This is a genomic window from Enterobacter sp. Li2LvB3, assembly GCF_056156645.1.
The window spans coordinates 239,837-262,794 of sequence record NZ_JBSICG010000003.1 but is presented as its reverse complement, the minus strand read 5'-3'; the positions used below and the strand labels follow the sequence as shown (position 1 = coordinate 262,794).

The window sequence follows — 22,958 nt, the reverse complement described above, 5'->3', positions numbered from 1 at the left end:
GTGATCTTCACCGTCTTTGGGCAGTGCGTGGCAGGTGCGTTAATTGTCAGCGGATTTGCCTGGTTCAAAGAGGAAGACGCAGTTGCAAAAGCGCGCATTGTGCGCAGCATGTTCTTTTTATGGGTTGTGATGGGGATTGGCTTTATCGCCTCGGTGCTGCATCTGGGCTCCCCGATCCGCGCGTTTAATTCGCTTAACCGCGTCGGCGCCTCCGCGCTCAGTAACGAAATCGCGGCCGGCTCGGTGTTTTTTGCCGTTGGCGGGTTCTGGTGGCTGGTGTCTGTTATCGGTAAAATGCCCCCGGCGCTGGGCAAAATCTGGCTGCTGGTGAGCCAGCTTCTTGGCCTGGTTTTTGTCTGGGCGATGACCCGTGTATATCAGATAGACACCGTCCCCACCTGGTACACCGGCTACACCACGCTGGCGTTTTTCCTGACGTTAGTTCTTGGCGGCCCGCTGTTTGCCGCACTGTTGCTACGAGTGGCCAGGGCACCCTTTAAGGGTTCTGCCGCCGCGACGCTGAGCGTCCTGGCACTGCTGGCAAGCGTGGGTGTGATTGTGCTGCAAAGTAACGAATTAGCCACGATCCACAGCTCAGTCCAGCAGGCCAGCGCCCTGCTACCGGAGTATGGCACATGGCAAATCTGGCGTATCCTGTTAGTAACAGCCGGATTAGGTTGCTGGCTGTGCCCGCTTATTCGCCGCCAGGAGCCAAAAACGCTCGGCCTGTTCGCCGGGATTGTGCTGGTGGTATTCGGTGAGCTGATTGGCCGCGGGCTGTTTTACGGCCTGCACATGACCGCAGGTATGGCGATTGCCGGTTAATACACGCGTGCGGGGCAACCCGCACACGCGCAAGGAATGTCGTAATGATTGAATTATCACAACGCGAGTCTTTCGCTTTCAGTGCCCGGGTTCTGGGCGCACTGTTCGGGTATGCCCCGGACAGCGAACAGGCTGCACCGCTGGTGAGTGCGCTCACCACAAGCGACTGGTATCAGGACTGGCCGTACGCCCATCAGTCGCTGGTTAGTATCGCGCAGACGTTTAAAACCCCTGCCGATGAGCCGTTATCAGAGGCCTGGCAACGCCTGTTTATTGGCCCCTATGCACTCCCGGCCCCGCCGTGGGGTTCCGTCTGGCTGGATCGTGAGTCCGTTTTATTCGGTGAGTCGACCCTGGCCCTGCGCCAGTGGATGCGTGAAAACGCGATAGCTTTCGACATGCAACAAAACGAGCCAGAAGATCACATCGGCACGTTACTGATGCTGGCAGCCTGGCTTGCGGAGAATGGGCGTGATACGCAATGCGACCAACTGCTGGCATGGCATCTTCTGCCGTGGAGCCACCGCTTCCTCTCGGTGTTTATCGACAATGCCGGGCACCCTTTCTACGTTGCCCTCGGAAAACTGGCGCAGCTTACGCTGGCTGACTGGCAATCTACCCTGCTGATCCCGGTCGCGGAAAAACCGCTTTACCGTTAAACCCTCGCAGCCAGTGTTTCCACTGGCTGCCCTTTTCAGCTTTTTATTGCTTACTGCTGGCAAGCCACGCGCGCCACCCGCCAAACTCCGTAATGTCCCGCGCGTTCTGCAATCCATACTCTTCGCAGATAAACCCGGTTAACCAGCGCCCGTCCTCCAGCTCGATTTTGCCTAACCCCAAAGGCGCGGGAATACCGGCCAGAAACGATCCCACTTCGCTGTGCGGCACGTCCCACACCTCAACCGCGATAGTTGCCCCCTGCTCCCGGGTACGTACCATGCCGGGCCGTTTACCATCTGCCAGTGCATACAGCCGGTAATGTGGTGCACTGCGGGTGGCTTTCTGCAAGGTGGCTCCACGCTGACGCAACTGGTTATTTAGCGCCAGTCCGTCAAGATGAGCGCCGCAAACCACAATGGCCATTTTGTCGTGGGTTGCACATGTTGCCGGGGCTTCAGAGCGCATGTCTCGCCCGCCAGGCAAAGCCAGCGGCTGAGTGCGTTGTAAGGCATCGGCAAGGCTCAGCAAATACTGGTCTGTAAAAGCGCGGCCAAACAGCGTCACGCCAGAAGGCAACCCATTCGCCATAACGCCCGCCGGAACCGCAACCGCCGCGTAGTCGAGCAGGTTCATAAAGTTGGTGTATACCCCAAGGTCGGAATTGCGTTTCACCGGCTCTGCCGCCAGCTCCGCCAGGGTCACAGGCCGTGGATAGGTTGGCGTTAATACACATGAAACCCCTGCCATAATGGCATCACACTGCATTTTGTAATGCTGCAATTTGTACTGGGCATCAAACGCAGCCACCGCATCCGTTGACGGTGCCTTTTGCAGGACATCGCGGATCACCGGCAGCACGGCATCTGGTTGCTCCTCAATCAGTTTACCCGCCACGTGATAACGCTCTGCCACCCACGGACCGTCGTATAACAGTCTTGCCGCAGCCAGAAACGGCGAGAAATCGATGATTTCCGGTACGCCGCCAAGCGCTATCAGGCGTGCTTTAGCGGCATTAAACAGCGCTTCACTTTCGGCACATCCCAGGAATTCCAGAGTATCCGGGATCCCAAAGCGGAACCCGGGCTCTGGTGCGCCAAAGGCCTGAATACCATTCCAGGATGGGTTAGCGCGGCTGTAATCATCACGCGGGTCAAGTACCGCCGTCAGTGCCAGCAGGCGGCTGGCTTCTGCGGCGGTAGAGGTAAAGAAGGTTACGCAGTCCAGGGTGCGACAGGCTGGCACCACGCCAGCCGTTGAAATTAACCCTTTGGTGGCTTTCAGCCCGACCAGGTTATTCAGCGAGGCTGGAACGCGACCGCTTCCCGCGGTGTCCGTGCCAAGGGCGAAACTGGCAACCCCCAAAGCCACCGCCAGGGACGACCCGGCGCTGGAGCCACCCGACGGATAATCCGCATGAACGCTGTTGCGGCACAGGCCATATGGCGAACGGGTGCCGTTTAACCCGGTGGCAAACTGATCAAGATTGGTCTTTCCAAGCGGTACTGCACCCAAAGCAATCAACTGCCCGACAATGGTCGCATCCTCTTGCGCCCGGTAGGCAAACGCCGGGCAGGCCGCGGTGGTTTCAATCCTCGCCAGATCGATGTTGTCCTTGATGGCAAAGGGGATGCCATAGAGCGGTAACGACGCAGGATCAGCCCCTTCCAGCGCGGCGAGATACGGCTCCAGCTCGGCTGACGTCAGGATATAAATAAAGGCGTTAAACTCCAGGTTTAACGCCAGCGCACGCTCACGCAGCGTGGTAATAACTTCACGCGGCGTAAAACGCCCTTCACTGTAGGCCTGAGCCAGAACATCAAGACGTAAATCAAATGGATGCATCATGCTGTTTTCTCCAGAACGACCACACACTGCCCTGCGCGAACCGATGACCCCGGCTGCACGCGCACCTGGCTTACCACACCGTCCTGTGTGGCAAGCAGCGGGATCTCCATCTTCATGGATTCCAGCACCACCAGCACATCACCTTCCCGTACCGGCTTGCCGACTTCAACATTCACTTGCCACAGATTGCCAGACACCGGGCTTTCAACCCCTTCCTGGCCGGGTTTGAGCGGCGCATCGTCCCCTTCATCCACCAGCACATCACTGCTGTCGAAATGGGCCTGACCGTTGGCAATCCAGCGTTCGCGCTCTGCGTCAAACGCCCCCTGCTGATGCGTGCGAAACGCGGCAATTTCCGTGGCTTCATCGGTAAGGAACTGCTGATATTCCGCCAGCTTCAGTGTGGTGTGCTCGATGCGCAGCGGGTAGCGTCCCAGCGGGAAATCACGCCGGATGGTCAGCAGCTCGTCGGCAGAGACAGGATAGAAACGGATCTGGTCGAAGAAGCGCAGCAGCCAGGGCTTACCGCCGAAGTCCTCAACCGCGTGATAGCGATTCCACATCTGCAACGTGCGCCCGACAAACTGATACCCGCCAGGTCCTTCCATCCCGTAAACACACAGGTATGCCCCACCGATACCCACCGAGTTTTCCGCCGTCCAGGTACGCGCCGGGTTGTACTTGGTGGTCACCAGACGATGACGCGGGTCGAGCGGCGTGGCCACCGGCGCACCGAGGTAAACATCCCCCAGCCCCATCACCAGATAGCTGGCGTCAAACACCGTTTTGTAGACCTGGTCGATATTCGCCAGATCGTTGATACGGCGAATAAACTCCAGGTTGCTCGGGCACCATGGCGCATCACGACGCACGGTGGTCATATATTTGTCGATAGCCTTCTGGCAGGCAGGATCGTCCCATGACAGCGGCAGCCAGACGATACGCGAAGGCACATCCAGATCCTCGCGCTCGCAGACGCTTTGCCACAAACCGGCAACCACATCCAGCAGGCTCGCCAGGCTCAGCGCTTCCGGCTGATAGTGAACCTGCAACGAGCGAATCCCCGGCGTCAGATCGATAACCCCGTCAAGCGCGCGGCTCTCCAGAGCCTGCATCAGCGCATGGGCGCGAAAACGCAGCACCAGATCCAGCTCCGGCTCGCCAATCTCCAGCAGCAGGTGCGTATCGCCGGACAGCCGCGCCACCAGACGTTTGTCCGCATGACCCTGCTCAAGAACGATGGGTGACGCGAGCTCTGACGGTTGCCACGCCACATCCTGCGGATGCAGGTTGTTGATTTGTGCCTCCTGCGCCCGCGCCAGCCGCCGTGCAGTGGCAATATCCACAGGCACAAAGCGCACCTTATCGCCGGCTTTAAGCTGCCCGACAGCGTGTAAATCGGCTTCGATGATGGTGACCGGGCACACAAATCCCCCCAGACTCGGGCCATCCGGGCCGAGGATCACCGGCATGTCACCCGTAAAATCAACAGCGCCAATGGCGTACGGGTTATCGTGAATGTTCGACGGATGCAGCCCCGCTTCGCCACCGCTTTCACGCACCCACTCTGGTTTCGGGCCAATCAGCCGCACCCCGGTGCGGCTGGAGTTGAAATGCACTTCCCACTCGGTTGCGAAAAAGGTCGCCACATAAGCCGGGGTAAAATATTCCGGCGCGCCGTGCGGCCCGTAAATCACCCGCAGTTCACGCACGGGCGCAAACGTGGTGCGCAGCGCCTGGGGTAAAAGGGCCTCACTGCCTGCAGAAGTAAGCGGCGTAAGGTGCAGTACATCCCCGGTACGCAGTGCGCGCCCGGCGTGCCCACCAAACTGGCCCAGGGTGAAAGTACTTTTGCTGCCCAGATAATCCGGCACGTTAAACCCGCCGCGCAGGCAAAGATAACTGCGCACGCCATCACCGCGAATATCCCCCATGCGCAGCGTCATCCCGGCGCGTACCGTAAAGACGGCGTTGTTTGCCAGCGGTTCGCCGTCCAGCGTCAGGTCTATTTCAGCCCCGGTGACGGCCAGCTGCGCGTCGCAGTTGAATTTCAGCGTGGGGCCGCTGAGGGTGATTTCCAGCGCCGCAGCGCTCTTGTCGTTACCGAGCAGGCGGTTACCCAGGCGCAAGGCACGGCTGTCCATTGGCCCGGAGGGCGGCACGCCTACGGCCCAGTACCCCACGCGTCCCGGATAATCCTGAACCGTGGTTTGTGTCCCGGCGCTAAGCACCTCCAGGGTGGAAGCCTGGTAAGTCAGTCCTTCCAGGCAACGCGTCCAGGGTTCGCCGCTGGCAAATGGCGTGAAGGTTAAAATCTGTCGGAGGTAACTGCGGTTCGTCTCCACGCCGTAGAGCCGCGTTTCACCCAGTGCCGCGTGCAGCGCGCGAATGGCCTCATCCCTTGTCGCTTGCCACGCAATAATCTTCGCCAGCATCGGGTCAAAAAACGGTGGTACCTCACAACCAGATTCCACCCAACGGTCGATACGCAACGTGGCGCGGTCATCTTCCGGGAAGACCACTTCGGTCAGCAGGCCGGGCGAAGGCTGAAACTGACGACCGGGATCTTCAGCATACACACGCGCCTGAATGGCGTGCCCACTGGCGGTGAGGCTTTCGCGCAGCGCAGCAAGCGATGGCATCTCCCCTGCGGCAAGCGTAATCATCCAGCGCACCAGGTCGACACCCCAAACCTGCTCCGTTACGCCGTGCTCGACCTGCAAACGGGTATTCACTTCGAGGAAATAAAAACGTGCGGCATCGCTGTCGTAGACGAACTCGACCGTGCCCGCGCTGCGGTAATTCACCGCTTTACCAAGCTTAATGGCCGCCTCGCACAATGCGCTTTCCATGCCTGCAGGCAGGTTGGGCGCGGGGGTTTCTTCCAGCACTTTCTGGTTACGGCGCTGTACCGAACAGTCCCGCACACCCAGGGCAACCACCTCGCCCTTGCCGTCACCAAACAGCTGCACTTCAAGATGGCGAGCCCGCTCGATGTACTTCTCAATAAACACGCCCGCATCGCTAAAGTTGTTTTTGCCCAGGCGCACCACGGCATCAAATGCCTCGCTGAGTTCGGCGGCGGAATAGCACACGCGCATCCCGATACCGCCGCCCCCGGCCGTGCTTTTTAGCATCACCGGGTAGCCCACGCTTTCAGCGGCCTGAAGCGCTTCGCCAACATCCGCCAGCAGTTCCGTGCCTTCCAGCATTGGTACGCCATGCGCTTTCGCCAGTGCGCGGGCAGTGTGTTTCAGGCCAAACAGACGAAGCTGTTCCGGCGTAGGGCCGACAAAGGCGATCCCTGCGGCTTCACAGGCTTCGGCAAAGGCGGCATTTTCCGAGAGAAACCCGTAGCCCGGATGAATAGCCTGTGCGCCGCTGGCTTTCGCCGCCGCGATAATTTTATCGGTGACCAGATACGTATTCGCCGCCGGGCCCTCGCCCAGACTCAGGGCCTCATCGGCTTCACGAATATGCAGGCTGCTGATATCGGCTTCAGAATAGACTGCCACACCGCCCACATTCATGGTGCGCAGCGTACGAAGAATGCGGCAGGCAATGGCCCCGCGGTTAGCGATCAAGAGTTTAGTAAACATAGTTAAGACTCAATCGGGGCGGGTCGTCCCGCCGAAAATCGGCTCGCCGCATGGTCGTCCATGGGGAAAAAGCAGTTACGGCAGGATGCGTCCGGCGCGTACTTCAAACAGGCGATAAATCATCTTTCGCAGACGCTGCCAGCGCCCTGGTGTCAGTTCCATACCAGCACCTCGGCAGGCGTTGGGTTCCAGCCGTTGCAGGGGTTGTTGAGCTGCGGGCAGTTGGAAATCAGCACAATAACGTTGCACTCCGCGCGCAGCTCAACGTATTTCCCCGGCGCGGAAATACCGTCTTCGAAGGTTAATCCCCCCTGCGGCGTAACCGGCACGTTCATAAAGAAGTTGATGTTGGCACCAATATCGCGCTTTTGCAGGCGACCATCATGCAGACAGGCGCAAAGGAAATTATCGCGACAGCTGTGCATATGGCGTTTATCGAGGGAATAACGCACGGTGTTACTTTCCTGAGCACAGGCCCCCCCGAGGGTATCGTGGCGTCCGCAGGTATCGGCAACGATAGTCAGCAGCGGGTTACCAAGGTTGGAGTACAGTACGCTGCCGGTGGTGAGGTAGGCATTATTCTGGCGGCGCAGTGTGCGCTGGGCATCGTAGCGTTCGCGCGGGCTATCGGCGTTATAAAACAGCGTGTCGACGGCCTGGTTACCTTCCAGGTCAAGCAGGCGCAGGGTCTGCCCTTTTTTCACTTCGAACAGGTAAGGTTCGCCCGCCGGGATCACATGGCGGAAGCTGGCTTGTTGGGCGTGTTTTTCGCTGGCAACGGTCATTTGCGGCTCCTTACAGGGCAAAAAGTTGAGTGTTGGTGAAGGCGCGGCCATTTTCCGGGCGCGTGAGCAGCGCGTTAATGGCCGCCTCTTCGTCTTGCGCCTGTCGCCAGCTTAGCGCTACCGGGCGCGGCGCATACTCGGTGGAAGGGTCCATCGGATGCTGCAACGCCGTCATCACCACCAGCACGTCCATCGGCGCAAACAGTTCGACATAACTGCCGGGCTGAGAATGACCGCTGTGGAAGCTGAACTGGCCGTTGTTGTCTACCGACACTTTGCTGAAGAAGTTCACCACCATCAGCAGGTCTTCCAGGTTGAGATCCCACTTGCCCATCTCCACCAGCAGGTTATCCGCGCCGTTACGGAAGTAGCCGTTACGTAATTCCTGGTAACGTCCCTGACCGTATTTTTCGGCTACTTCGACCGCGTTGAGCACGCCGCCAAACGGATCATGCCAGCCGCAGGTATCGGCGGTGATCCCCGCCAGCACGCGGCCCATATCGGAATAAAAGCAGTGCCCCGCCGTCAGGCGTGCGGTGTGCTGGCCTTTCAGGGTATCCGGCAGGTTCAGACGTTCACTTTTCTGGTGGGCGTTGAGCATCATCAGGCTGACGTTTGCGCCACCGTCGGTGTCTGTCATGCGCAGGATCTGCCCGCGCTTGAGGATAAAAGAGAGATGGCCGCCGCCGGGGAGGATCTCTTCGCGTAATGTTGTTGTATTCACAGGATTAACCCCTTAATGCGTAAACGTTATCTTGTGCGGTACCGCTCAGCGCTGAAAGGCGCGTCTCGTTGAGCGGGATGTCGTAAGTAATGCGCGCGCCATAGGCATTAGGCGCCTGCGGATCAATGCGCACTTTGTCGAACACCAGCAAACGGGTGCCAAGATTGAAGCCTTCAGAAAGATCGTGCGTGACCATAAAGACCGTCATGCGGGTTTCACCCCACAGTTGCAGCAGCAAGGCGTGCATGTCTTTACGAATTCCCGGGTCGAGCGCACCGAAAGGTTCATCAAGCAACAACACGCGCGGCTGCATAATGAACGCCTGGGCAATAGCCAGACGCTGCTGCATCCCGCCGGAAAGTTGCGCGGGGTATTTGTGCAACGCGTGACCAAGGCCGACTTTTTCCAGCATCTGCGCGGCCCGTTCCCGCGCTGCGCGTTTTTTCGCGCCGAACAGCCGCCCGAACAGCGGTGATTGCGGCAACTCAAGACCGATGGCAACGTTATCCAGCACGCTGAGGTGCGGGAAAACGGAGTAACGCTGAAACACCACGCCACGGCTGCTGTCGGGTTCAGCGGCCAGCACGTTGCCATCCAGAGTGATGGAGCCCCGGCTTGGAGATTCTTGCCCCAGCAACAGGCGTAAGAATGTCGATTTCCCGCAGCCAGACGCCCCGACCATCGAGCAGAACTCGCCCTCTTTCACCGTTAAATTCAGGTTCTCCAGCACCACGTGTTCGCCGTATTCCTGCCAGATATTGTTGATGGTGATAAAACTCATGCTTTTCCTCCTTCCGCCCACGGGAAACAGGTCTTGTGAAGCTTGCGCAGCGCCAGATCCATCACCCATGCCAGCAGCGTGATCCACAGGACATAGGGGATGATGACGTCCATGGCCATATAGCGGCGCACGAGGAAAATACGGTAGCCAAGCCCGGCGGTTGACGAGATAGCCTCTGCTGAAATCAGGAACAGCCACGCCGAGCCCAGCAGCAAACGCAGCGAGGTTAAGAGGCGGGACAGCAGCTGCGGCAGCACCACCCGCAGCACCAGCGTCCAGCTGTTTGCTCCCAGAGTCTGGGCCTTGATCAGGATCTCCGGCGGGATTTCACAGGCACGATGTTCAAGGTCACGGGCCAGCATCGGGGTGATGCCGATGACAATCAGCATCACTTTTGATAGCTCGTCCAGCCCGAACACGATAAACAGCACCGGTAAAATCGCCAGCGGTGGGATCATCGACAACACCGTCATCAGCGGTGACAGCGAGGCCCGCCACAGCGGGAATACACCGGCGGCGACGCCAATGCACAGGCCAATCAGCGACGCAATCGCCAGCCCGGTAAGCAGGCGGGCAAGGCTCACCAGGGTGTCTACCCAGAACAGGTACTCACCGCTGCGTTTATCCGGGCTAAACGCCATCCGTGAAAGTGCATCCAGCATCTGTTGCAGGCCGGGCAAAAGTTTGTCCTGCGGGTTGGCTTCCAGCCGCACTGCGGAGCCAAAAAAGTAGGCGGCCAGCAGCAGGACAAAAGGCAACATCACAAGCATCAGCCTCATGCCAGAGGTGGGATGGCGGTTAATTTGTCGCATGGCGAACTCCGTCAGTTATCACAGCTTGCCGGCAGCGGCCATTTTCACGAAGCTGTCGTCAAAGCGCAGTTTCACGTTATTCGCATCACCCTGGGTGACATTGCCAGGGAAGCTCATGCCGATAAAATCAGCACTCTGCGCCCCATCGCCCAGCAGCCCTTTCTCGAAGGAGAATGACGCCACGCGCTGCATGGTTTTCGCCAGGTCTTGCGAGGTGACAAAAGCGATGTTGTCCTGCGGGGTGTAGAACAGGTGCGTCGTTTTCAGCTGCGCCTGATAACCCGCCAGATCGGTTCCCGAGGCGGCGGCCATCGCATTCAGGGCGTTTGCGTCCTGCGCTTTCATCAGCCCCATCATTTCGTACCATGCGCCGGTCAGCGCTTTACCCAGCGCCGGGTTGTCTTTCAGGGTTTCAGTGTTAACAACCATCATGTCGATGAGCTCGCCTGGTACCTGAGAGGAGCTAAAGACTTCGGTGGTTTTCGGAGTGCTTTTGATAACGGAAAGCTGCGGGTTCCAGGCTACGGCTGCCTGCACGCTTGCTGTGCCAAATGCCGAAACGATATCCGCATCAGAGGTGTTCACCACGGTGACATCTTTCTCGGCCAGCCCGGCTTTTTCCAGGCCGCGCACCAGCAGGTAGTGGGAAACGGACAATTCCGGCAGGTAGACCTTCATCCCTTTCAGGTCCTTGAGGGTTTTGCCCTCACCTTTCATGACTACGCCGTCATTGCCTTCCGAGTAGCTGCCGAGGATAAGCGCAGTGGTATCAACCCCGCCCGCCGCTGGAATGGTCAGCGCGTCCATGTTGGTCATGGTGCAGCCATCAAACTGGCCTGCGGTGTACTGGTTGATAGATTCGATGTAGTCGTTGAGCTGAACGACATTGATTTTGATGCCGTATTTACTGGCCCATTTATCGATGATTTTGCTACTGCTGATGGTGCCCCAGGGCATCCACCCGGCGTAGATGGTCCAGCAAACGTTGAATTCTTTTTTAACAGCAGCAAACGTGGGGAGACTGACCAGCATCGCCAGCGACAGTACAAGAGAGCGGAGTAATGGCGTTTTCTTCATGCTTGACCTCTGAGTGGCACAAAATTAGGGGGCAGCGCGACACCGTTGGTGCTGCTGTCTCCCGGGTTTTTGTCCCGCCGTGTAACCTCTCAGAGGTCGCCAGCTCTTGGACCAGCCATTCACCGTAGTGAACCGGAACCCTAGCCAGCTATTGTTCAAATTGTGTGGAGCTGCCCTTCAGTGAAAGAGTTTGCAAAGGGTGTGCCAGAAATTTTTATGTTGTTTATTAGTGAGTTGAATGTTGGCACTGGTTGAAACTCACCGTTTTGGTGAGGGTGCGCGGGGTTGGTGCACTGTGGTGGGGCGTTTGATCGTTGAAAAATCGACTTTCGGGGATAGATCCCCGTCAGTACCTCATCTCAGGCCTTCAAGATTTGACTTAACCGCCTCTAACATCCGTTTGCGGATCCAGCCGCTTCCTGCCCGTATTGCGAGCCAGTAGGCAGCCATTTTTAGCTGAGTCGTTCTGTCCGGGCAATAGATGAATGTTTCCGTACACAGTTCATGCTGGTCTGTCGTCAGTTCCGATACCTGATAGCGTAGTAAGAGCTTTGCACTACCCGGAACGATCGGCGCCTGAAAAGCGCTGGCATCCGGCACATCTTCCAGACCGAAATCGACACGCCAGAATTGCCCTCTTAAACCATAGCAGAGCTCGGTTGCAGAACTTTTCAAAAGGGTAAAACTGTGCAACCCAAAGCTGCTGGTCGCATGAGCTTGCTGGTTGTGCAGAAATTTCTGCGGAAATTGCCGCAACGACATTAACTTGCGGATAACGGCGTCTTGCTGGACGTCAAATGTTGCGATGAACGGCAGAATATTTTCAGGGGACGCGGTGCGTATGACCGTACGATGTTTTTCATGGAACTGAAACTGAGGTAAAAAGACAGGCGCATTCTGCCATTCAGCAAGCGCTTTGCGGGTAATGAATCCTGGGTTTAGCATGTCTCTTCCTGGTCATCCGATGAGCCCAGCCAGATTAACAGATACGCCACCACACACAATCACCAGGAAAATGTAGTACTGAAGAATACGTCAATTGAACATTACGGCTTTAAAATTAGCTCGGCCGCTTAGTGTCAGAAGCGAACGAGGATAAGTATCACCATGGATTAAACACCGCGAGATTTCTCTAATCTGATATCCGTGCCATTGATGTTCTTTTTTTTACCCCAGCCGAGTTGCATATAGAATTGCGCCGCACGACTATTTTTATCCGTTTCCAGCCAGGCCGTTTCATGGTGTTTGAATAATTCATGCTCGGCTAGCTCAACAAGGCTACGGCCAATACCCCTGCCCTCGTATTCTGGCAAAACAAACGCTGCAAAAAGACAGCCCTCATCCGGCAAAATCATCGAGAAACCAATGATGTTGTCGTTTACGGTTGCAACCCATGCACATTGGCTCTGCTCAATCATATTGGCAACGGCACTTTCGGTAATCCCCATCAGTTGCATTTCTTCACGGCTCAGATGATTCTCGGTAACCGAGGTTCTGACGTCGAAAATACTATCAACATCAGAAGGTTGAGCTGTTCTTGTATAGATAGTCATAGGGCTTAATCCATGTATGGCAAATTATAAATTGAGAATATGCTCGCAACCTCCTTATTCAGGAGACGGTAGCATCGTCCGCTCCAAGCCAGAAGCGGACGATGCTCACGCGTCAGGAAGGTTGACCGGAGTAAGAGTATCACCGAATGACGGGCTTAATACTCTATTACTCGGATTTCGTACCAATAACCGGCAGCACAGCATCTGCATGCCAGATTTCTTCCGGCACCACGTCTACAACACGTTCCGCACCTTCGAACGTCTTGATGCGTTCGGGGTCCCAGTCGATGGAACCGCGCCCCGTAAGCACAATTGCTTCACCCGTTTCAAAATCCGGAACGAACAGGCCGACCCGGCCATCACTCTCAATGTTGCCCAGTGTGTTGAAAAAGCGATTGCCAGAGAAATCGGGAAAGGAGAGCGTGCCATTTCCGTTGATACCAAGAAATCCCGGGTTCCCCCCTCGGTGCGAAGCATCGACTCCGGCACTTCCACCATCCAGAGAACCAGCCGCACGCGAGGCGATGAAAAAAGTGTCAGCGGCCTCAATAATTCGCCGAACTTCCGGATCGGTTATGCTGCCGCGTCGGCGGGCCACAACAGCCGGCTTGTCCTGGCCTGAGGGCAGATGTCGGGTCTGAATGTATTGCGGACAGTTTCCGTAGCTCTGATCAACCACAATGGTCATTTCACCAGGTGAGGCATGTTGTATCCGGCCATTCAGCCGATTGCGACGTCTGCTGGTCAGATCAATCCCGAGTATGCCAACACTGGCACCGACTGACCGAACCAGGCCAAGTTCACTCAAGAGCACCGGGTCCCGATGAATTTCGAGTGTATCCGGAGTGGGGGAAACCAGGAATCCTCGTGGCCCGAGAGCTGGAACGCACCATGGCCGGCCATCAGAATCGAGCAGCCCCAGAATCAGCATCTGAAGATTCTCAAAGAAGCTACGATGCTGCTGAGGCATCTCGGAGCGCACAAAGCTTTCCGACCGATTAAGCCACTCGCCTGAAACTCCGGCACGCGCCTGCACTGCACGCTCACCGTCATGAAAGGTACTCCGTCTCTGCTGCATAGGGTCTCTCCTGGGATCATTTACCGTTGCTGGAAGGCCAGAACCCGCTACGATGAAGCGCAATATTTGCCGGTACTCGAAGCGAAAATGCCCCTGGCACCGGAAATCAGAAATTACTCAACCAGGGTAATAAAATTCAATTCGTATTCCACTCGGCTCATAGCACATCATGTGCATAGACGGCCCCTCGCGGATCAAGGTGGGCTCGAATTCAATTTCGACCTGATTTGCCTTCAACACTTCAAGGATCTGATACAGACCCTCTTTGGTTTCCACCCGCAAAGCCAGGTGATGGAGCCCGACATTGTTTTTACGATTGAACTGAACAGGCTCTTCTGTTTGCGTTTTCCAGAGCGTGAGCGTTATTGCGCCGTCTTTCACAAAGATGGCCGGATAGTCTTCGCGTCGTTTAACTTCCTGCCAGCCCAGTAAACCAGTGAAGAACGCGGCGCTAGCTTCAAGATTTGATACGGCTAAGCCAATATGTTGTACACCATGAGTCACTGACATTGTTCCTGTCCTCTTTCTTAAAGGTTTCCGTTTTTTTAAGTGAGTCCATTCACCATTCTGCTCGCCCGGCCCCGGGCCGACGAGCTTCTGAAGGGAATCAACCCGCCTGATGGACATTACGATCAAGAAATTCCCGAACGTCATCGCCTATCTCTTTCGCATGCGTTTCAAGCGCGAAGTGGCCGGTGTCATAGAAGTTTATCTCGGCATTCGGGATATCGCGCTTCCAGGCTTCGGCACCTGCGGCCATGAAAAACGGGTCGTGTTTTCCCCAGACCGCCAGCAGCGGTGGCTGATATTCCCTGAAATACTGCTGAAACAGAGGGTACATCTTCACGTTTGAAGCGTAGTTCAGCAGCAGGTCCAGCTGGATCTCCGCATTGCCCGGCCGCACTACCTGCATCCCTTCAAGTGAATAGCCGTCCGGGGAAACCAGACTCGGATCGGTGACACCTTCCAGATACTGCCATTTGATTGACGCGGGAGTCGGAAAATCACTCAGCGCGCTCCGGTTTTCGGGAGTCGGGTCGGCCCAGTATTTCTGAATAGGTGCCCAGGCCTCTCCCAGCCCCTCTTCGTAAGCATTTCCATTCTGGGAAATAATGGCGGTAACCCGCTGAGGATGCGCCAGCGCAAGACGCCATCCGACGGGAGCACCGTAGTCGTGAACCATCAGGGCATATGAGTCGAGGCCCAACGCTTCAGTGAATACGTCGATGGTCTCAGCCAACTGGTCAAAGGTATAAGCGTAGTCACCCCGCTCTGGTGCCTCGGTAAACCCAAAGGCTGGCAAATCCGGCGCTATCAGACGATAACGATCAGCCAGTTGGGCAATAAGGTCACGGAACATAAATGATGAGCCCGCGAAACCGTGCAGCATCAGCAGGACTGGCGATGCCGGATCGCCTGCTTCACGGTAAAAAACGTTAACATCGCCCGCCTGTTTATAGCGGTAATGAACCTGTACTGGCGTGTTATCTGCAGTTGATAACCCCGAGAATGAAGATGTCATAACAAACCTCATGTAACCGTTAAAGTGTGAAATTGAAGGTTACACACAATTATGGTAACCTGTCAAAAATATTTAATGGGTTACAGGTGCGTATGGAAATCAAAAATCCTTCTTCCCCGCCGCTCTTCCTGGCCGACAACCTTGCGCTGGACTTTATCAACAGCGAGTACGGGACAGGCGACGATCGACACGATTGCTTTGATGACGATCGAAGCGTTATCGACTGGCTGCAAACGGCGGGCCTTGTGCCGAAAGGAACTGTGGCTCCGCCTGAGTTACTGGGGGAGGCTCGCCAGCTTCGCGATGCAGCCAGAGCAGTCGTACATGCCGCGATGAAGTCCAGTGAGGCAGACCTGACGGTGATTAACAGAATGCTTGAAACAGGGCGTCCTGAAACGAGGCTGGAATGGGATCAGGATACGCAGCGCTATCGTGTGGATGTTCGCTCAGTCGCTGACAGCCCCGCAGGCCTCCTCTGGCCCGTTGCCAACGCGCTGGTAAAACTGCTCACGGATGACAAATTCGAATACGTTCGGCAGTGTGAAGCCCACAACTGTATTTTACTGTTTCACGATTTGAGTAAATCCCATCGCCGGCGCTGGTGCAGTATGGCCACCTGCGGTAATCGCATGAAAGTGGCCGCATTCCGAAACAGAAAAAGCGCATAGCAAACCAGGCCGCACCTGCAAACGTGTGGCTTCAGGACATGCTCGTAAGAATATACCGTGCCAGCCTGGCAGGCAGATTTAGCGCTTCGCGTATTGAATGGATTGAAAGTGAACTGGATTATCTGGAATGATCGACGATATCTAATTTCCTCGATGCCATTACATGGCGAGTACAGGCTCACTGTCCCCGGCGAGCGCATCAGTATTATTCTCGACAAACTGCAAATGAAACGCGCTGTCAGGGAGAGCCTGGGTTTATCAGGCAAACCTCAAGTAAAAGCCATCAACCGGAGTTGATCGGCAGGACAATAGTAAAAACATTCCCCTTTTTTTCGATTTATATCCGCTCTCACCAGTGCCACCCTCCCCCTGCCTGAAACGTAATTTATCCCTGAAGAAGGTTTTCTTTTCAGAAAACTCTCTTTCGTTAAAGAAATTTTTCTTTATCTACTCATTGATTTAAATGAATATTATGGATTTTTAACCCATTTCAAAAAATATAATTCATAATCAACGCTTGACCAAGTAGAACGATCGTTCTACCTTTAAGTCATGAACAAGAGGCAACTGATAAACCATGAACAAGAAGCCAACTGATACGCGAGAAAAAATCCTCGCAACCGCCGAGCAACTTATCTATCAGAACGGGATCCATGCTATGGGCATGGACCTTCTGGTAAAGACCTCTGGTGTTGCAAGGAAAAGTATTTATCGCCATTTCGCGAACAAAGAGGACGTGGCATCGGCCGCGTTGAATGAACGTGACGAACGGTGGATGCAGTGGTTCAGAACCGAGTCTGATAAAGGCGAAACGCCTCAGGATCGCATTCTGAACATGTTCACGGTTCTGAAAAGCTGGTTTGAGTCTGAAGGCTTCCGGGGCTGTGCCTTTATCAACACAGCCGGAGAAGTAGGAGACCCGGAGGATCCCGTTCGCCAGATAGCGAAAATGCATAAACAAAAACTGCTGGATTATGCGCTCGAACTCTGCGGGCAGCTGAACACTGAACACCCTGCAGATCTGGCAAGACAACTGCTGATTCTGATTGAGGGGGCTATCACCATGACATACGTGATGGGCGACCGGAACGCCGCTGACAACGCACGGGACGTTGCGAAAGTTTTGCTGGAACGGGTCTCAGCCGGGGCCTGAGTATCGAATATTGCTATTACCTATAAACCAAATTAACAGGAGTTTTACCATGACAGATACACAAGTTCGTCCGCCGCTTCCGCCATTTACGCTGGAAACTGCTATTGAGAAAGTTCGACTGGCTGAAGATGGCTGGAATTCCCGAGACGCGGCAAAAGTCGCGCAGGCTTACTCGCTGGATACCAAATGGCGTAACCGCGCCGAGTTCGCGAATAATCGCGAGGAAGCCGAAGGATTCCTCGCACGTAAGTGGAAAAAAGAGCTCGAGTACCGCCTTATCAAAGAACTGTGGGCTTTTGGCGAAAACCGTATCGCCGTCCGTTACGCTTACGAATGGCGTGATGACTCAGGTAACTGGTTCCGCTCTTACGGCAACGAAAACTGGGAGTTTGAGGCCGACGGCCTGATGAAGCGCCGATTCGCATGTATCAATGACATGCCTATCAAAGAAAGCGAGCGCAAGTTCTTCTGGCCGCTGGGGCGTCGTCCAGACGATCACCCAGGCCTGTCTGACCTGGGTCTGTAAGTCATTGAGTTACCCCGCGTAAGGCCCGCGACTACTTTCCTGGTCGGGGTTTTACTCGGCCAGTTGATGTAAAAGCAAGCTGGTTGGTGCGGGGAGCGCTTAAGTTTTCTCAGCGCGTGGTTTTTCAGGATCAAGTACACGTGATGTACTTTACCCTCATAAATCGCGCACTATTTAATAGCAAACAATATTATTAAGGCCGTATTATGAATATTAAATCTGTGTTGCTGACTGCCGCAATGGCAGCCGTTTCCGCCAACAGCTTTGCCGATGCTTCTCAGCCGGATCGTCACGTGCAGGAATTTCTCAATGCCCTGAACGGTGCCGGAGGTAAGCCTATTGAACAATTGTCTCCACAGGACGCACGTCAGGTGCTAATCAACGCCCAGAAAGGTGCGAAACTGCCTGCTGCCGACGTCACTGAAAAAACGATCAACGTTGATGGCGGCTCCATCAAACTTCACATTGTGAAGCCTCATAACGCACAGGGGACCCTGCCAGTCTTCATGTTCTTCCACGGCGGTGGCTGGATACTGGGCGACTTTGCGACGCACGAACGCCTCGTTCGTGACCTGGTCAGTGAGTCCGGTGCTGCGGCCGTTTTTGTCGACTACACGCCATCGCCGGAAGCGCATTTCCCGGTTGCGATTAATCAGGCTTATGCAGCAACCCGCTGGGTTGCCGAGCACGGTAGCGAAATTGGCGTTGATGGTGGTCGCCTGGCGCTGGTAGGTAACAGCGTAGGTGGGAACATGGTTGCAGCCGTAGCGCTCCAGGCCAAACAGCATAAGGCGCCAGCCATCCGCTATGAGGTGATGCTCTGGCCTGTAACTGACGCGAATTTCAACACCGGTTCTTATAACCAGTATGAGAACGGGTATTTCCTGTCGCGTAATATGATGAAATGGTTCTGGGATGCCTACACAACTAAAGAAAGCGATCGTAACAACATCCTGGCATCGCCGCTGCGTGCCACGCCTGAACAGCTGAAGGGACTGCCACCTACTCTGATTCAGACTGCTGAATTTGACGTGTTGCGCGACGAAGGCGAGGCGTTTGGCCGCAAGCTTGATGCCGCCGGCGTCAACGTGACGGTTACCCGCTATAACGGGTTGATTCATGACTACGGTCTGCTGAATGCACTGAGCGACGTGCCTGCCGTGCGGACCGCACTTGGCCAGGCCGCCTACGAACTGAAAGAACACCTGAAATAACTGCCAGTTGGCCGGTCGTTTTCCTCGGCCGGTTGTTTTTGCCCTCTGCCTGTTGTCCGGATTGCGCGTGATATTTTTTGGAACCGGACCATTCAACACTTTCACACTTCCCCCGTTAAGCATGCGGTCTGTTGCCTATCGGGGGCTTTTTTCGACTCAGTAATAACTGATAAACAGCCAATCACACGGCATGTCGTTCCGCTGCAGGTAATGAAGTCATGTACCTGTCTGGCGGTAGCGTGCCTCGAGTTTGTCGAGAAACGTGAATAATGCTCTGTTCATTTCGCTGTAGTCGTGGCTTCGCAATTCTTCCGGTGTCTGAACGAATCGATAGTCTGCGGCCCGACGTAAATCCCTGTCAGAATGCGCGATCAGCAATTCGATAAGGTGCTGTGTAAGTTCCATATGGCACTGAAACCCGTAGACCAGCTCAGAATAAGCAACTATCTGTCGTGGGCAACCTTCGCTCCAGGCGACGATCTCCGCCGCGGGAGTAAGTCCCGGCATGTCGTTATGCCAATGCCCGACATCAAGCTTATTACCGAAGTGAGAAAACAGCGGGTTCTGCTCGCTCTCAGCGGTCATAAAAATTGGAAACTTGCCGATCTCTTTTTCCGGGCTGTGCGCAAAGCGTGCGCCCAGGGCTTCCCCAATCAGTTGGGCACCCAGGCAAACGCCGATGACGGCTTTATCCATACGCACAGCTGAGGCAATAAGCGCCTGTTCAGCTCTGGAATCAAAATGTGCACATTCATCAGGGGTGACGGACGGATCCTGTGGCCCCCCCATCACTACCAGCAGATCGATATCCCCTGCATCTTCAGGAAGTTTTTGACCCGCATAAACGCGCGAGAAGGTTGCTTCGTGGCCACGAATCATGGCCCAGGTTTCAAACGCGCCGGGTGCTTCAAAATGTTCATGTACAATAAAATGTACTCGCATAGGTTTATATCCTTCTGAATCTTGTTAAGTAATAAGTCAGGCGCACATCCCCCTGCGAAATCCCGGTCGGGTAACGCCAGTCGGATCATGATAGACGTGAGGTTTGAATCTGAAATGCCAGTAAGTATCGATAAAGCGCCAAGACACGATGACTCAACAGGCTGGTCAGCAACGGCCATTTCCTACCGGCGCGGGGAAGCGGATCCTCCCCATTACCACCTGGAAGGACAACTTTTATACGCTAGCAGTGGCGTTCTGCTGGTTGAGGCCGCAGGCAGGCGATGGGTTATTCCCCCTCAGCGGGCGCTCTGGCTCCCACCGTTGATGGAACACTCATACAGACTTCTGTCGCATACGGAGCTGCGCGCGGTTTACCTCAGCCGTAGCCTGATTTCTGAATGCACACATTTCACAAAGAATGATCGGGTACATGTGATCGACGCAGTTCCGCTGGTAAAGGAGTTAATAGCCAGCCTGTTTATTAGTGATTACCACACGCTGACGAAGCGAAAAATGGCACTTTTACTTCTGGACATTATCGGCGAGGCAGCATCCGTACCCGCAGAACTACCGATGCCGCGCGATGACCGATTATTCCGTGCCGCAGGAGAGCTGATGCTCAGCCATCGCTGGGAAACCTCGTTAACTGATATGGCTGACATAGCAAACATGTCGGAAAGGTCTTTCTCCCGCCTGTTTTTACGTGATACGGGGTTCAGCTTCCGGACATGGAAGCAGCGCGTAAGAATATACGCATCACTGGATCTTCTTTCTGAAAACGTACCTGTTAAACAGATTGCCTGGCAGCTTGGTTTTTCTTCGCCAGCCGCATTTTCTGCTGCATTTCGCGCAATTATGGGCGTAACACCCGGTGAGTTTTGACAGGAAGTCAGGTGGTGAACGGTGACAAATCGGATATCGCTGCAGCCCGGCTCTTAGGTTGCCGGGCTGAGTCAGGAGGGGATCAGAAAGGCCTGGTCGGCAGGTATTTGCCGTCCAGGGTGATCACCGCGCGGTGGCCCCCCTCTGGATCTTCAACTTTCTTGATATCCAGTTTGAAGTTAATGGCGCTGATGATGCCGTCACCGAACTTCTCATGGACAAGAGCTTTAAGGGTGGGTCCGTAAACTGACATCATTTCGTAGAAACGGTAGATTGTCGGATCGGTCGGAATGCCATCGGCAAAGCTGCCGCGAACAGGCACTGACTGCAACAGTTTAACTTCATCAGCATTCAGGTCGAGCTTCTTGCCGACAACTACTGCTGCGTCGGCAGGCAACGGATGCTGACCAAGCAGGGCCGCGGTAACGAAGGCTTCCGACAAACCGGTCCCGTCAACGATTTCTGCGAAAGAGAGTTCCTTGCGGGCTTTAGCCTGAATGATGGTTTCAGTAAGTGCCTGACGTGCAGCCTGAGTGACTTGGGTCTGGATCATGGTCTTTTCTCCTGGTAAGTAAGAGGTTCAGGCAACATGCCTGGCTTGTGAGGAAACGGCGTTTACTTCTGGATTTTCAGCAAGGGATACGAAGGTACCGGTTCTGCCATCAAAAGCATCAATACGACCGCTCTCAATGTCATAGATCCAGCCGTGCAGCGATATCCGGCCTTCTTCAAGCGCCAGACGAACGGAAGGATGAGTCTGGATATTAGCCAACTGAGCGATGACGTTTTCGCGCACCATAGCCGCGACTTTAGCGGACGGGTCGGGATGCTGTCGGGCCTCATTCACCACACGGGCTGAGTCGGCATAGCGCAACCAACTCGACACGGCGGGCATATGATCGAGGCATTTGCAGGTGGCAACGGCAGTCATGGCACCACAGTCAGAGTGGCCGCAAATCACGATGTCATTTACCTTGAGCGCGGCGACCGCATATTCCACAGAGGCTGAAACGCCGCCGGGCTCCGGGCCATAAGACGGTACAATGTTCCCGGCGTTACGGATCACAAACAAATCGCCGGGTTCACGCTGGGTAACCAGCTCTGGTACCAGACGGCTGTCAGAGCAGGAAATGAATAATGCTCTCGGACTCTGCTGATTGGCCAGACTTTTGAATAGCTTAACTCGCTCGGGGAAGGCATTTTTCTGGAACTTCAGAAAACCTTCAATAATCTCTTTCATGGTTGCGATCTCAGTGTCGGTTGTGTGCGACAAAGAGTAAGCAATCTCTGGTATAAGATAAAAGTCTAAAATATTATGGAGTAATTCAGATAATCTTATGAGGTAAAATATGCTCGCCCGGCGTATACGGTATTTCCAGGCGGTTGCTGAACATCTCAGCTTCACCAAAGCTGCAGCATCGCTGCACGTCTCTCAGCCAGCTCTCTCACAGCTCGTAAAACAACTGGAGGAAGAACTTGGCACCCAGTTATTCGATCGGTCTGGTCGTACAACACGTCTGACAGATACCGGGCATGCTTATCTTCAGTATGTTCGCCGTGCGTCTCATGAGCTGCGGGAGGCTACGCGCGCGATCCACGACGTAAACGATCTCAGCCGTGGATCGCTTCGCTTAGCCGTGACGCCAACCTTCACAACGTATCTTGTCGGGCCGCTGGTCGAGGCATTCCACCTTCGCTACCCAGAAATTACCCTCAACGTGCGGGAGATTTCGCAGGAAAGCATGGAAGAGCTACTCCAGGAAGGAGAGCTGGACCTGGGGATAGCATTTGGTGATGTTCACTGTCCGGACATCGACGCGATACCGTTGCTGGACGAAACGCTTGCCCTGGTGGTCAACACCGGGCACAGGCTTGCGAAGGAAAAATCCGCCGGGTTACAGGCTCTGAACACCGAGTCCCTCGTATTACTCAGCAAGGAATTCGCGACCCGCGAACAGATTGACAGCTACTGCCGTAAACACAACATTCATCCAAAGGTGCTGATGGAAGCTAACGCTCTCGGAGCGGTAATAGAAATTGTCAGCAGGACATCTTTATCCACGCTCCTTCCCGCCAGAACCGCCCTTGCCCAGGATAATCTGGTGGCGATCGCGCTCGAACCCGAGCGCCTGACGCGAACCGCGGTTCTCATGCGGCGAAGGGATGCTTATCAGAGTTTTGCTGCCCGCGCATTTACTGAACTGGCCGTAGAAGTATCCGCTCAACTGAACGGGTAACCGCCCTAATCACAGTTACAGACAGGCACTGCTAATCTCTTAAGACCCGCAGCCAGGTCAGCGCAGTCGCAGTAA

Annotated in this window: 24 protein-coding genes and 1 riboswitch; of the genes, 9 read left to right on the top strand and 15 right to left on the bottom strand. The window is 55.2% G+C overall.

Translation table 11 applies throughout. The features are described from left to right. On the top strand, window positions 1-825 hold an 825-nt coding region (locus tag ACS603_RS04270; protein ID WP_474943814.1), incomplete at its 5' end, for a dimethyl sulfoxide reductase anchor subunit family protein. 44 nt (window positions 826-869) lie between these two features. Further along, window positions 870-1,484, top strand: a complete 615-nt coding sequence (gene dmsD / locus ACS603_RS04265) for a Tat proofreading chaperone DmsD (protein WP_182060910.1) — start codon at window positions 870-872, stop codon at window positions 1,482-1,484. Between the two features lie 43 nt (window positions 1,485-1,527). On the opposite strand, the gene atzF is transcribed toward dmsD, so the two are convergent. The 12 genes from atzF to ACS603_RS04205 all read right to left on the bottom strand — a co-directional run bounded on the left by atzF (window position 1,528) and on the right by ACS603_RS04205 (window position 15,261). Further along, complete coding sequence (gene atzF / locus ACS603_RS04260; RefSeq protein ID WP_474943813.1) at window positions 1,528-3,330, bottom strand: allophanate hydrolase; 1,803 nt, start codon at window positions 3,328-3,330, stop codon at window positions 1,528-1,530. Then, complete coding sequence (uca, locus tag ACS603_RS04255; RefSeq protein WP_474943812.1) at window positions 3,327-6,929, bottom strand: urea carboxylase; 3,603 nt, start codon at window positions 6,927-6,929, stop codon at window positions 3,327-3,329. The genes atzF and uca overlap by 4 nt, the downstream gene beginning before the upstream one ends. A 152-nt stretch (window positions 6,930-7,081) precedes the next feature. Beyond that, entirely contained in the window at window positions 7,082-7,714 is a 633-nt protein-coding gene (locus ACS603_RS04250; RefSeq protein ID WP_315688493.1) for an urea amidolyase associated protein UAAP2, read from the bottom strand. Between the two features lie 10 nt (window positions 7,715-7,724). Then, window positions 7,725-8,438: an urea amidolyase associated protein UAAP1 gene (locus ACS603_RS04245; protein WP_182060906.1), complete on the bottom strand. Its 714-nt coding sequence runs from the start codon at window positions 8,436-8,438 to the stop codon at window positions 7,725-7,727. 4 nt (window positions 8,439-8,442) lie between these two features. After that, window positions 8,443-9,219: an ABC transporter ATP-binding protein gene (locus tag ACS603_RS04240; protein WP_182060905.1), complete on the bottom strand. Its 777-nt coding sequence runs from the start codon at window positions 9,217-9,219 to the stop codon at window positions 8,443-8,445. Continuing rightward, on the bottom strand, window positions 9,216-10,031 hold the full coding sequence (locus ACS603_RS04235; RefSeq protein ID WP_446492986.1) for an ABC transporter permease: 816 nt from the start codon (window positions 10,029-10,031) through the stop codon (window positions 9,216-9,218). The genes ACS603_RS04240 and ACS603_RS04235 overlap by 4 nt, the downstream gene beginning before the upstream one ends. 18 nt (window positions 10,032-10,049) lie before the next feature. Continuing rightward, entirely contained in the window at window positions 10,050-11,108 is a 1,059-nt protein-coding gene (locus tag ACS603_RS04230) for a putative urea ABC transporter substrate-binding protein (RefSeq protein WP_474943811.1), read from the bottom strand. Window positions 11,109-11,164: 56 nt separating this feature from the next. Continuing rightward, window positions 11,165-11,263, bottom strand: a riboswitch (guanidine-I (ykkC/yxkD leader). Between the two features lie 199 nt (window positions 11,264-11,462). Then, window positions 11,463-12,053, bottom strand: coding sequence for a hypothetical protein (locus ACS603_RS04225; protein ID WP_315688491.1), 591 nt, complete (start codon window positions 12,051-12,053; stop codon window positions 11,463-11,465). A gap of 167 nt (window positions 12,054-12,220) precedes the next feature. Then, window positions 12,221-12,661, bottom strand: coding sequence for a GNAT family N-acetyltransferase (locus ACS603_RS04220; protein WP_315688490.1), 441 nt, complete (start codon window positions 12,659-12,661; stop codon window positions 12,221-12,223). A gap of 166 nt (window positions 12,662-12,827) precedes the next feature. Continuing rightward, on the bottom strand, window positions 12,828-13,739 hold the full coding sequence (locus ACS603_RS04215) for a pyridoxamine 5'-phosphate oxidase family protein (RefSeq protein ID WP_474943810.1): 912 nt from the start codon (window positions 13,737-13,739) through the stop codon (window positions 12,828-12,830). Between the two features lie 117 nt (window positions 13,740-13,856). Further along, window positions 13,857-14,249 carry a VOC family protein gene (locus ACS603_RS04210; RefSeq protein ID WP_182060899.1) on the bottom strand — a complete coding sequence of 131 codons (393 nt, stop codon included), beginning with the start codon at window positions 14,247-14,249 and terminating at the stop codon, window positions 13,857-13,859. A gap of 97 nt (window positions 14,250-14,346) precedes the next feature. Then, complete coding sequence (locus ACS603_RS04205) at window positions 14,347-15,261, bottom strand: alpha/beta fold hydrolase (RefSeq protein ID WP_182060898.1); 915 nt, start codon at window positions 15,259-15,261, stop codon at window positions 14,347-14,349. A 92-nt stretch (window positions 15,262-15,353) separates the two neighbouring features. On the opposite strand from ACS603_RS04205, the gene ACS603_RS04200 reads away from it, so the two are divergent. From ACS603_RS04200 to ACS603_RS04180, 5 genes are all read left to right on the top strand, one after another. Beyond that, entirely contained in the window at window positions 15,354-15,929 is a 576-nt protein-coding gene (locus ACS603_RS04200) for a CGNR zinc finger domain-containing protein (protein WP_315688488.1), read from the top strand. A gap of 57 nt (window positions 15,930-15,986) precedes the next feature. Next, window positions 15,987-16,226: a hypothetical protein gene (locus ACS603_RS04195; protein ID WP_315688487.1), complete on the top strand. Its 240-nt coding sequence runs from the start codon at window positions 15,987-15,989 to the stop codon at window positions 16,224-16,226. Window positions 16,227-16,506: 280 nt separating this feature from the next. Next, window positions 16,507-17,082: a TetR/AcrR family transcriptional regulator gene (locus ACS603_RS04190; RefSeq protein WP_474943809.1), complete on the top strand. Its 576-nt coding sequence runs from the start codon at window positions 16,507-16,509 to the stop codon at window positions 17,080-17,082. A 49-nt stretch (window positions 17,083-17,131) separates the two neighbouring features. Further along, window positions 17,132-17,608 (top strand): nuclear transport factor 2 family protein, encoded by a 477-nt coding sequence (locus ACS603_RS04185; protein ID WP_474943808.1) that lies wholly within the window; start codon window positions 17,132-17,134, stop codon window positions 17,606-17,608. 206 nt (window positions 17,609-17,814) lie between these two features. Next, window positions 17,815-18,822 (top strand): alpha/beta hydrolase, encoded by a 1,008-nt coding sequence (locus tag ACS603_RS04180; RefSeq protein ID WP_182060893.1) that lies wholly within the window; start codon window positions 17,815-17,817, stop codon window positions 18,820-18,822. Between the two features lie 216 nt (window positions 18,823-19,038). Here the strand turns inward: ACS603_RS04180 and ACS603_RS04175 are convergent, their stop codons facing one another. Next, window positions 19,039-19,764: a type 1 glutamine amidotransferase gene (locus tag ACS603_RS04175; RefSeq protein WP_474943807.1), complete on the bottom strand. Its 726-nt coding sequence runs from the start codon at window positions 19,762-19,764 to the stop codon at window positions 19,039-19,041. A gap of 114 nt (window positions 19,765-19,878) precedes the next feature. Here ACS603_RS04175 and ACS603_RS04170 point away from each other — a divergent pair, with 114 nt between their 5' ends. After that, window positions 19,879-20,646, top strand: coding sequence for an AraC family transcriptional regulator (locus tag ACS603_RS04170; RefSeq protein ID WP_474943806.1), 768 nt, complete (start codon window positions 19,879-19,881; stop codon window positions 20,644-20,646). Between the two features lie 82 nt (window positions 20,647-20,728). Here ACS603_RS04170 and cynS read toward each other — a convergent pair whose 3' ends face one another. Next, window positions 20,729-21,199: a cyanase gene (cynS, locus tag ACS603_RS04165; protein WP_446492966.1), complete on the bottom strand. Its 471-nt coding sequence runs from the start codon at window positions 21,197-21,199 to the stop codon at window positions 20,729-20,731. A gap of 27 nt (window positions 21,200-21,226) precedes the next feature. Then, entirely contained in the window at window positions 21,227-21,886 is a 660-nt protein-coding gene (locus ACS603_RS04160; protein WP_474943818.1) for a carbonic anhydrase, read from the bottom strand. 109 nt (window positions 21,887-21,995) lie between these two features. Here ACS603_RS04160 and cynR point away from each other — a divergent pair, with 109 nt between their 5' ends. Next, the gene (gene cynR, locus ACS603_RS04155; protein ID WP_315688479.1) at window positions 21,996-22,883 is read left to right on the top strand and encodes a transcriptional regulator CynR; all 888 of its coding nucleotides are present in this window, start codon (window positions 21,996-21,998) and stop codon (window positions 22,881-22,883) included. The last annotated feature ends 75 nt before the right edge of the window (window positions 22,884-22,958 follow it).